This is a genomic window from Rhodococcus sp. 06-470-2, assembly GCF_002258235.1.
Taxonomy (GTDB): Bacteria; Actinomycetota; Actinomycetes; order Mycobacteriales; family Mycobacteriaceae; genus Rhodococcoides.
On sequence record NZ_NOYB01000048.1, the window covers coordinates 43,210 to 52,029 of the forward strand.

11 protein-coding genes and 1 riboswitch are annotated in these 8,820 nt (G+C 63.5%); of the genes, 6 read left to right on the plus strand and 5 right to left on the minus strand.

Going from position 1 to position 8,820, the window contains the following annotated elements:
* The first annotated feature begins 62 nt into the window (after positions 1 to 62).
* A riboswitch (TPP riboswitch) is annotated at positions 63 to 162 on the plus strand.
* The 4 genes from CH276_RS27535 (at position 156) to CH276_RS27550 (ending at position 3,432) form a co-directional block, all read left to right on the plus strand.
* Positions 156 to 878 carry a TenA family protein gene (locus CH276_RS27535; RefSeq protein WP_094632315.1) on the plus strand — a complete coding sequence of 241 codons (723 nt, stop codon included), beginning with the start codon at positions 156 to 158 and terminating at the stop codon, positions 876 to 878. (Overlaps the previous riboswitch by 7 nt.)
* The gene (locus CH276_RS27540; RefSeq protein WP_094632291.1) at positions 875 to 1,888 is read left to right on the plus strand and encodes an ABC transporter substrate-binding protein; all 1,014 of its coding nucleotides are present in this window, start codon (positions 875 to 877) and stop codon (positions 1,886 to 1,888) included. Before CH276_RS27535 ends, CH276_RS27540 begins: the two co-directional genes overlap by 4 nt.
* Entirely contained in the window at positions 1,866 to 2,702 is an 837-nt protein-coding gene (locus tag CH276_RS27545) for an ABC transporter permease (protein ID WP_094632293.1), read from the plus strand. Before CH276_RS27540 ends, CH276_RS27545 begins: the two co-directional genes overlap by 23 nt.
* Positions 2,695 to 3,432 (plus strand): ABC transporter ATP-binding protein, encoded by a 738-nt coding sequence (locus CH276_RS27550; RefSeq protein ID WP_094632295.1) that lies wholly within the window; start codon positions 2,695 to 2,697, stop codon positions 3,430 to 3,432. The genes CH276_RS27545 and CH276_RS27550 overlap by 8 nt, the downstream gene beginning before the upstream one ends.
* A 35-nt stretch (positions 3,433 to 3,467) precedes the next feature.
* Here the strand turns inward: CH276_RS27550 and CH276_RS27555 are convergent, their stop codons facing one another.
* Together CH276_RS27555 and CH276_RS27560 are read right to left on the minus strand one after the other, a co-directional pair.
* The gene (locus tag CH276_RS27555; RefSeq protein WP_094632297.1) at positions 3,468 to 4,745 is read right to left on the minus strand and encodes an LCP family protein; all 1,278 of its coding nucleotides are present in this window, start codon (positions 4,743 to 4,745) and stop codon (positions 3,468 to 3,470) included.
* A 20-nt stretch (positions 4,746 to 4,765) separates the two neighbouring features.
* Positions 4,766 to 5,422 carry an FMN-dependent NADH-azoreductase gene (locus CH276_RS27560; protein WP_094632299.1) on the minus strand — a complete coding sequence of 219 codons (657 nt, stop codon included), beginning with the start codon at positions 5,420 to 5,422 and terminating at the stop codon, positions 4,766 to 4,768.
* Between the two features lie 74 nt (positions 5,423 to 5,496).
* Here CH276_RS27560 and CH276_RS27565 point away from each other — a divergent pair, with 74 nt between their 5' ends.
* Positions 5,497 to 5,859, plus strand: coding sequence for a helix-turn-helix domain-containing protein (locus CH276_RS27565; RefSeq protein ID WP_094632301.1), 363 nt, complete (start codon positions 5,497 to 5,499; stop codon positions 5,857 to 5,859).
* Positions 5,860 to 5,874: 15 nt separating this feature from the next.
* Here the strand turns inward: CH276_RS27565 and CH276_RS27570 are convergent, their stop codons facing one another.
* Complete coding sequence (locus tag CH276_RS27570; RefSeq protein WP_032393530.1) at positions 5,875 to 6,195, minus strand: hypothetical protein; 321 nt, start codon at positions 6,193 to 6,195, stop codon at positions 5,875 to 5,877.
* Between the two features lie 230 nt (positions 6,196 to 6,425).
* Positions 6,426 to 7,196 carry a hypothetical protein gene (locus CH276_RS27575; RefSeq protein WP_045194378.1) on the minus strand — a complete coding sequence of 257 codons (771 nt, stop codon included), beginning with the start codon at positions 7,194 to 7,196 and terminating at the stop codon, positions 6,426 to 6,428.
* A 186-nt stretch (positions 7,197 to 7,382) separates the two neighbouring features.
* Between CH276_RS27575 and CH276_RS27580 the strand changes: the two genes are divergently transcribed.
* A complete protein-coding gene (locus CH276_RS27580; RefSeq protein ID WP_032393458.1) occupies positions 7,383 to 7,667 on the plus strand; it encodes a GNAT family N-acetyltransferase in 285 nt (94 codons plus the stop codon).
* A gap of 3 nt (positions 7,668 to 7,670) precedes the next feature.
* On the opposite strand, the gene CH276_RS27585 is transcribed toward CH276_RS27580, so the two are convergent.
* The gene (locus CH276_RS27585; protein ID WP_094632303.1) at positions 7,671 to 7,886 is read right to left on the minus strand and encodes a hypothetical protein; all 216 of its coding nucleotides are present in this window, start codon (positions 7,884 to 7,886) and stop codon (positions 7,671 to 7,673) included.
* Positions 7,887 to 8,820: the final 934 nt, after the last annotated feature.

The following is an 8,820-nucleotide window of genomic DNA, read 5'->3' on the forward strand; positions in this document are numbered from 1 at the left end:
GCCGGACCGCAGATGCAGGGGCGGCACCAGCGCCACCGGGTGAGCGGTGTTACTGTCGCTTTCGTTCTGACACGGGGTGTGTCCGCCGATGCGGATGCTGAGATCAAACCCGCCGAACCTGATGCAGGTAATGCTGACGAAGGGATGTCAAGGCGATGACGCCTGTTGTATCTGCGGACCCGGTCCGCTTCACCGATCTACTGTGGGATGCGTCCGAGAACATCCGACGCGCGATCGACGACCTCGAGTTTCTCCGGCTTCTCGGAGCCGGGACACTTCCGCTCGATGCGTTCCGTCGGTATCTCGAGCAGGATTCGCTCTATCTCGGTGGGTACGTCAAGTCGCTGTCGCTACTGGCAGCACACGCACCGAACCCGGTTGCCGGAGCATTCTGGGCGAGCGCCGCCGCCAGCGCGATGGACGAGGCCGCCTCGCACGAAGAGATGCTGACCGGTGGAGCGCTGCCCACCTCGACCCGGACACCCGAGCCTTCACCGGCATGCCTCGGTTACACCTCCTACCTCACCGCGATTGCGGCAACCGAACCGTATCCTGTTGCAGCAGCGGCTGTTCTGCCGTGCTTCTGGATCTACGCCGACGTGGGCCGCTCACTCGCCGGTGCCGCGAGAGCGGTTCTCGATCGCGATCCCGACCACCCGTACGCGCGGTGGGTGGCCGCGTACGACGCACCCGAATTCCATGCGATCGTCGACGCCGCAAGGACATTCGTGGACGACGCGGCGGCTGCCGCGACTCCGCTACAGCGAGAGCAGATGATCGACGCCTTCGTCGTGGCATCGCGGTACGAATTGATGTTCTGGGACAGCGCTTTGCATCCCACTCCGTGGCCCCTGGCCGAGAGTGCGGTGCACGCATGAGAACCGCTCGGATCCTCGCCGCGTTGGCGGCGGCCGTCGTTGCCACGACCGGACTGGTGGGCTGCTCGCAGTCGACGGACTCCGACACCATTCGATTCGCGTTGGACTGGACGCAGAACACCAACCACACCGGCCTCTACGTGGCGCTGCAGGAAGGCTACTTCGCCGACGCCGGTCTGGACGTGGAGATTCTGCCGTACAACAACACCGCGGCGGACACTCTCGTCGATGCCGGAAACGCCGAATTCGGTATCAGTACACAGAGTTCGGGTGTGTTCGCCACCTCGGCGGGCGCGCAGATCGTCTCGGTCCTCGCGCCGCTCCAACATTGGGCGACCGGCATCGGAGTCCGCGCAGATCGAGACGATATACCGAGCCCGAAGGCGCTCGACGGCAAGGTCTACGCCGGCTTCGGCGAATCCGGTGAGCAGGCCGGACTCCAGCAGGTCATCAAGAACGACGGTGGCACAGGCGAATACGAGACCGTCGTCCTGGGAACCTCGGCGTACGAGGCGGTGTATTCGGGGACCGCGGACTTCACCGTCTCCTATTTCGCGTGGGAAGGCATCGAAGCCGAGCACAGCGGAACCCCGATGAAGTACTTCGACTACACCGACTACGGCTTTCCCGACGCCTACGCCATCACGATCAGCGGCAACGAGCCCTGGCTCGCAGCCCATCCAGACCAGGCCGAGAAGTTCGTCCAGGCTCTTCAGCGCGGCTACCAACTCGCCGCCGACGATCCGGACAAGGCCGCACAGGATCTGATCGACGCCAATCCGGGAACGTTCACCGACGAATCGCTGGTCTTCGAGAGCCAGAAGATGCTCGCGGCGAAGTACATGAAGGACTCGTCCGGCGAAGTAGGACGACAGAGTATCGACAAGTGGACGGCGTACTCCAAGTTCCTGTACGACAGTGGCGTGTTGGCCGATGAGAACGGCGCGCCTCTGACCGCGGAGCCGGATTGGTCGACCTACTTCACCAATGACTACCTCGGCGATCGATGAGACGGTGGCCGCTGATCGAGTTTCCTTCTCGCTCAGTGGTATCCGAGCCTCGCTGCGTTGGGCGTGGCCGGCGCTGACCGTCGTCGTTCTGATCATCGCCGCCTGGCAGATCTACGTCGAGATCAGTGGCATCCGCCCGCAGGTGCTGCCGTCCCCCGGCCGCGTGGTGGTCCAGGGTTGGGCGCAACGCGATGCGATCGCCGAGAACGCAGCGGCAACCCTGCAGGTGACCCTCGTCGGGTTCGCGGTCTCCTTGTCCCTGGCCTGGTTGCTGGCCATCGCGGTGGACTTCTCGCCGTGGCTGCGTCGCGCGTTCGTTCCCCTCTTCGTCGTATCGCAGACGCTTCCGATCATCGCGATCGCGCCACTGTTGATCATCTGGTTCGGCTTCGGGCTGCTTCCGAAGATCCTGGTGATCGCTTTGGCGACGTTCTTCCCGATGGCCATCGGACTCATCGAGGGTTTCGCGGCGGCGGATCGAGACGCGCGATCGCTGCTGGCCAGCATGGGTGCCTCGCGCTGGCAACAGTTTCGATACGTGCGGCTACCGTCGGCGCTACCCCGGTTCTTCACCTCCCTGCGCATCGGAATCACCTACGCCGTGGTCGGCGCGATCTTTGCCGAATATGCCGGGGCCAGTGCCGGGCTCGGCATCTACATGAGCCAACAAAAGAACTCGTTTCGTACCGATCTGGTTCTCGCCGCGGTTGCCGTGACGGCCGTGATCAGCGTGGTCCTGTTCGTCTCCACCTTCCTGGTGGAGCGGTTCGTTGCGCCTTGGGCGCGCCACGGGTCGGTTGGTCTTCATGTCTGACCCCGACACCTGCATCGACGTTCACGATCTCACCAAATCATTCGGCGACAAGCCCGTACTCGACGGTGTGTCGTTCAGTGCTGGCCCCGGCGAGTTCCTGTCGATCATCGGCCCGAGCGGTTGCGGTAAGAGCACGGTGTTCAACATGCTGGCCGGACTCGACAAGCCCGACTCCGGCACGGTTCGAGTACCGCCGTGCGCCTACATGCCGCAGAAGGATCTCCTGTTTCCATGGCGTTCGGTGCTGGACAACACCACCCTCGGGCTCGAAGTGCAGGGCGTTGCCAAGAAGGAGGCGCGGGCGCGGGCACGCGAGCTGTTCCCGGTGTTCGGCTTGGACGGGTACGAGTCGGCCAGACCGTCCGAGCTCTCCGGCGGCATGCGCCAGCGGGCGGCGCTGCTGCGCACGGTGGTGCAGGGACGATCGGTACTACTGCTCGACGAACCCTTCGGGGCACTGGACTCGTTGACTCGAAGCGATATGCAGGCTTGGTTGCAGCAGGTCTGGTCTGAGTTTCGGTGGACGGTCCTGATGATCACGCACGACATCCGCGAAGCGGTCTATCTCTCCGATCGCGTGATCGTTCTCTCCCCCAGACCGGCACACGTTCGACGGCAGATCGAGGTGGCTCTGCCACGTCCACGCGGGCTCGAGATCGTCACGACGCCGCAGTTCGCGGCGGTCGAGAAGCAGTTGATGGACGTTCTGCTCAGCGCGCCGACGCCCTGACCGATACCCGCTGGCGAGTTCGGTCGACGCTGGACTCAGTCGACGCAGGGAATGCCGCCGTCGCTGTGCACACCCTCGTCGGGGGCTGCCGCCGGATCCAGGGACGGATCCTGTGCGGCGACCTCGATCGGGGGCGGCGTCGTTGCGGGATCAGCTGCCGCGGTGGTCGGCGGTGCCTGCACAGGTACGTCGCCGATCAGCCGGGCTGCCTCGGCCCGGACGGCGTCGACGTCGACGAGATTGACGTCCTGCCCGTCGATCGTGTCGTAGCCGGTGATCGGGAGCGTGTAGAAATCGATGTCTCCCTGCATAACTGCACCGGCTCCGCCTGCAAGCTTCACCGGATCCAAGGACGCGTCGATCACGACGTCGTTCTTGGTACCCGCGACGAGCGCCCGGAGTTCGCCGATGTTCGCCATGACACCGGAGGTGCTGAGCTTGGCCATCACTCCTGCCACGAAGGCCTGCTGTCGTTTGGTTCGATCGAGATCGCCGTTGTCGAGGCCGTGGCGTTGCCGGACGAAGGACAGCGCCTGCGAAGCGCTCAGTTCCTGCGCGCCCGCGGCGAAGTCCGCCCCCGAATAGTTGTCGTGTACCGGATTGTTCAGGCACACCTGAATCGGCCCGACGGCTGTCGCGACGTCGTAGAAGCCCAGCAGGTTCACCTCGGCGAAATGATCGATCGGCACGTCGAGCAGGTCACGAACCGCGGTCAACGTCGATCGCCGACCCGCGTCGCGTGCTCGACGCTCACGTTCGGCCGAATCGGTGACGCCCTCGTCGAGCAACTGTGTATCGGCGTCGGCTTTGGCAAGTCCGTACGCCTCCTTGATCTTTCGCTTGCCGTATCCGGGAACGTCGACGTAGTCGTCGCGAGGTATCGACAGCGCAGTCGCCCTCCCTCCGTCGGCCGGAAGGTGCACCAGCAGCAGTGTGTTGGTGTTGTAACCGCCGACGTCACTGTCGCCCGCATGCAGCGCATCGGTGACGAACTCGGCAGGCAGGTCGTTGCCGTCCATGTCCTTGCGGCTGTCGAGACCGATCAACAGAATGTTGGTGTCCTCGCCGTTGCCGCCCGGATCATTGTTCGCGATGCCGTCGAGCGCGTCCGAGGTGGTCAGCCCCGTGGTGGCTTCGCGGTACACCGCGAAGCCGATTCCACTCACCGCGATCGAGGCAACTGCCGCAGTGGCGACGACAATTCGGCCGATTCGGAGCGCGAGACCGCGGTTGCGCGACGGCGTCCTGATGCGATGGCGCCCTGATCCACGTTCACCGCGGGTGGTGTCGTTACCTGGGCCGTTCGAGAGCACCTCGCCAGGCTACTCGGCGCTCACCTGGTGGTTGCTCCACCCAATCGCAACGCAAGATCGTCGACGGCGGAGAACGCCGCCTCGAGATTGGCTCGTGCCTGCGGAATCTGCGGTGCGAGCGCCGGCACCCGCTCGGCGAGTGTCAAGTCGACCGGGACGAAGTGGACGTCCATCCCCAGCGCAACTCCGAGCACCTGTCGCAGTTGCGCGGTGGTGTGGTCGGAGGACGCGTTGTCGGTACCGGGGGTGTAGTCGTTTCCCCGACTGGTCACCACGACCACGGGCTTGCCGACGAGAGGTGCCGTGTCACTGTCGAACGGAACAGTGACACCCGGAACGTGTACGTAGTCGATCCATGCCTTCAGGGTCGACGGGATCGACCAGTTGTACATCGGCGCGCCGATCAGCACCGCATCGGCCGAGATCAGTTCCTCGATCAGTTCGACCTGCAACGCCTCGGCGGACGGCTCCACGATTTCGTCGGCGGTTCGCAGGCGAGGTGCCCAATGCAGCGCCGAGGTGGGTAGGTGGGGCAACGGACTCGAATGCAGGTCTCGATGGATCACCGAGTGGTCGGTGCCGATGCCATGCCAGGCGTCCGAGAAGCGGGCCGTCACCCGACGGCTTGTCGAACGATCCGGGTCGGCGGACGAATCGAGGTGCAACAACTGTGGCACTGGAACACTCCTCACATGCTGGGTGCTCCGAGCCTATGCGTACCGACGCCCGCGCCCACTCCTATCCTGGACGAATGGACTTCCGATTCGTCATGCCTGCTCTCGAGTCGCGATCGGCCAACTCGTTGGCGGCAGTCGTTCACGAGCGAACCGGAGCGGACGTCGACCTCAGAATCGGCGGTTCGGAGGTTCGACTCGACGACGCATCACGCAGTGCGGTCTTGGAACTTCTGACCCAACTCTCGACCGGCCGGGCGGTGGCCATCGGAACCGTGGACGAGTTGCTGACCACTTCGCAAGCTGCCGAGGTCCTCGGTGTCTCCGGCACCTATGTCAGACGGTTGGCCGACGCGGGCGACCTATCGATCGAAATGCGCGGCACGCACCGACGATTCAGGCTCGAAGACCTTCTGCGACAGCGTGATCGATTCCGGTGAGAGTACGCGTTGCCGTCACCCTGCCTCGCGTTCGATGTGCTGGGACTGGACGGTCATGAGATCGCGAAACGCTTGCCCGGCAGCCAGCCACAGTTGTTCGGAGTCGATGTAGTCCACCCCTCTGATTTCGACATCCCCCAGGTACGCGCCGACGTCGACCGACAACATTCCGATGACCGAAGAGACGTCGGCATCGAGATAGGTGGATTGGGTGTTCTGCAGCTCGCGGAACTGAGCAGAGAAGAACTCGGCCGGGATTCTCCGATCGACGAACTGGGCGATGAGGAACAGAAAACGGGACGCATGGGCTGTGCCCGTCCGGAAGGAATGTTCCATGGTGAAAACCTCTCCCCACGGTCGACAGCACCCCTCGCACTGTCGACCGTTGAGCTCGCTGGTACCCGAATTTCGATGCGCGGACGAACTCTCGAACATCGATTCGACCCAGGGGCTAAAGCAGGGAGCTCGTCCTACCAGCGCTAGGTTAATCGGACCTTTGTCCCGTTTTTGCCGGACAGGCCAATTTGGTGAGCAATCACAACAGAGCAGCCGTGCGCTGTGGTTTCCTACTGAAACGATCCCAACGGAGCTCGATCCGGAGTGTCCAGCTGCCAGAACTGCCAACCGTCGCGCTCCTCGACGTCCCCACTGATGTGAGTGGCTACCGCACTGGCTGCGACGGAAGGATTGTCGAACCGTCGACCCTCCATCGGCCCTGCGGTGATCTCGAGCCGTTGCGTCTCGGGGTCGTAGCGGCCGCTCAGCCGATAGCCCTCGCAGTCGGCAACGACGCGTACTCGGTTGTCCACAACTTCCTCTTCGACGGCCGCCTTGGCCGATTTACGAGGCGTCTTCACCCGTGGAGTACGAACCCACGTCTGTTCGGGTCCCAGATCGACCGTTGTGTCCAAGGTTGCACTCAGACCGAGCAGGTCCCAACGCTCACTGCCGTGCAGCACTCTGTCCACCGCGATTGCATGATGCCCAGTCCTGGTACGGAGGGGCGAGTCCTGGACCCACAGGTCGACTTCTCCGCGAATGTCGGTGGCCATCTCCTCGGACGAGACCATGTAGAAGCGCGGCTCTTCGTTCGCGAGATCGACGAACACCCAGTACGAGGATCCAGTGTCGTCACTCTCGAGCGATTCGTCCTGCCTGCGGGCTTTCCAGTCACCCGTCACCTTGGATCGCACTCGGACTATGCACGAGGAACTACCGTCCATGGACCAGACCTGCACGGGGTTACGCCGCGACGTCGTCAGCCGCTCTGCGCGACCACCGCGCTGAGCGACGGTTCGAATGAATGCCTTGATTCCCCGGTCGGATGTGTCTTCCACGGATTGCCACCTTCAGCCTCGAGAGCGCCCCGTATCTATGAAGAGCGGTGTTGCGACGGGTGGCGCTCGCACGACTCGGTTTCTCTCACCCTACTGCGTCGATGCGTGCTCGAGTAACCGCAGAACACTCCGCGGGACGAGTGCCGGTTACGGTGGTGACACCGAACTCGGCGAGGAGGTACCACCATGACTGTCGAGATCACCCATGACAGTGCCGACCATCGATTCGAGATCCATGTCGATTCCGAGTTGGCGGGCTACTCGGAGTACCTGGAATCGGACAGTTCCAGAACGTTTCATCACACTGTGACGCTTCCGCAGTTTCGCGGCCGAGGACTTGCCGCTGCGCTCACCGAATTCGCTCTCGACGACACCAGCACGCAGGGACTCCGCGTTGTCCCTACGTGCTGGTTCGTTCGCGACTTCATAGCAGCCGCGGGTGATCGCTACTTACATCTGGTGGAGACCTGACTGTCACCGGCTGGACGACATCACCCCGATGCCGATCTCGGAGTCCGATTCGCAGTCGTTCGAGGCCACCGCTCCCATGGCCTCACTCTCACGTGAATCCGATTCTGCGACAACTGCTTCGGCAGCTCTTTCTTCCGCCACCCGACGCCGTTCGTAATTCTGCACACCACGCGCGACGCGTTGTCGGTGTTCGTTCAGGATCTGTTCGTAGTGGTACATCTGTTCTCCTACAACAAAAGTGGACGCCGGACACAGGGCATTGTTGTGCGGCGAAGTATTGGTCAGATTGCGAAATTGGGTCAACCGATTAGCACCGATTGGGCCGAAGGCCTACTCAGAGAGCATGATCGGCGACCATGGCAAACCGCGTGCAGACAACTCGACGGCGTGCGTAATTCATTTCTGCTGCCATTGTCCACCTCCACGGTCTCTGCGATGTGCCTGTGTCACGATCATGCACGGCCGCCGCCCCGAACTCCACCGATTAAATTCGACGCTAGAGGCGCACGCGTTGTGGTCCACGAATCAGGTTGGCATAGCGGCTATTTGGCAACCAGTAGGCATTGCGGACGACATAGGCCGACGCAACGAACCGACACACCGTGTACTGCCCGATGAAACTCCCGTCTACTGCCACCGGAGTCGAGGTCGAGAGTCCCAGCTCGCAAACGCGCGCGCGTTCGCGCTCCCGTCGGCAGCCCGCACTCGCGTCACGCACCGGCACCCGACTTCAGCCCCGGAGTTCAGCCCTGGGTGTCCGCAAATGCGCGCGCCTTTGTCGGGTGCGCGGGAAATGGCGGGTGTCCGAGCCGCGATTGTGCGCGCGGTTGGCGACTGCGCGCGCGTTTGTCGCGGGGATGTGGGCTGATCCCGGCTGCGGTGGTGGTGGTGGGTGGTGGTCGGGTCGAGATCGGGTAGGCGCTCGCTGCCGGTGGTGATCGCCGTTCCGCAAATGCGCGCGCGTTCGTCGGGTGCGCGGAAAATGGGGCTGGTCGGGGTGCGATTCCGCGCGCAGGTGGCGAATACGCGCGCGTTTGTCGGAGGGGGTGCGAGCAGGGGCGGCAGTCGGGGTGCCGAGACGCTCGGGTGGCCGCCGGTGTGCGCGCCGGCATCCGGGTTCGGCCCTGATCGTCGCGAATGCGCGCGCATTTGT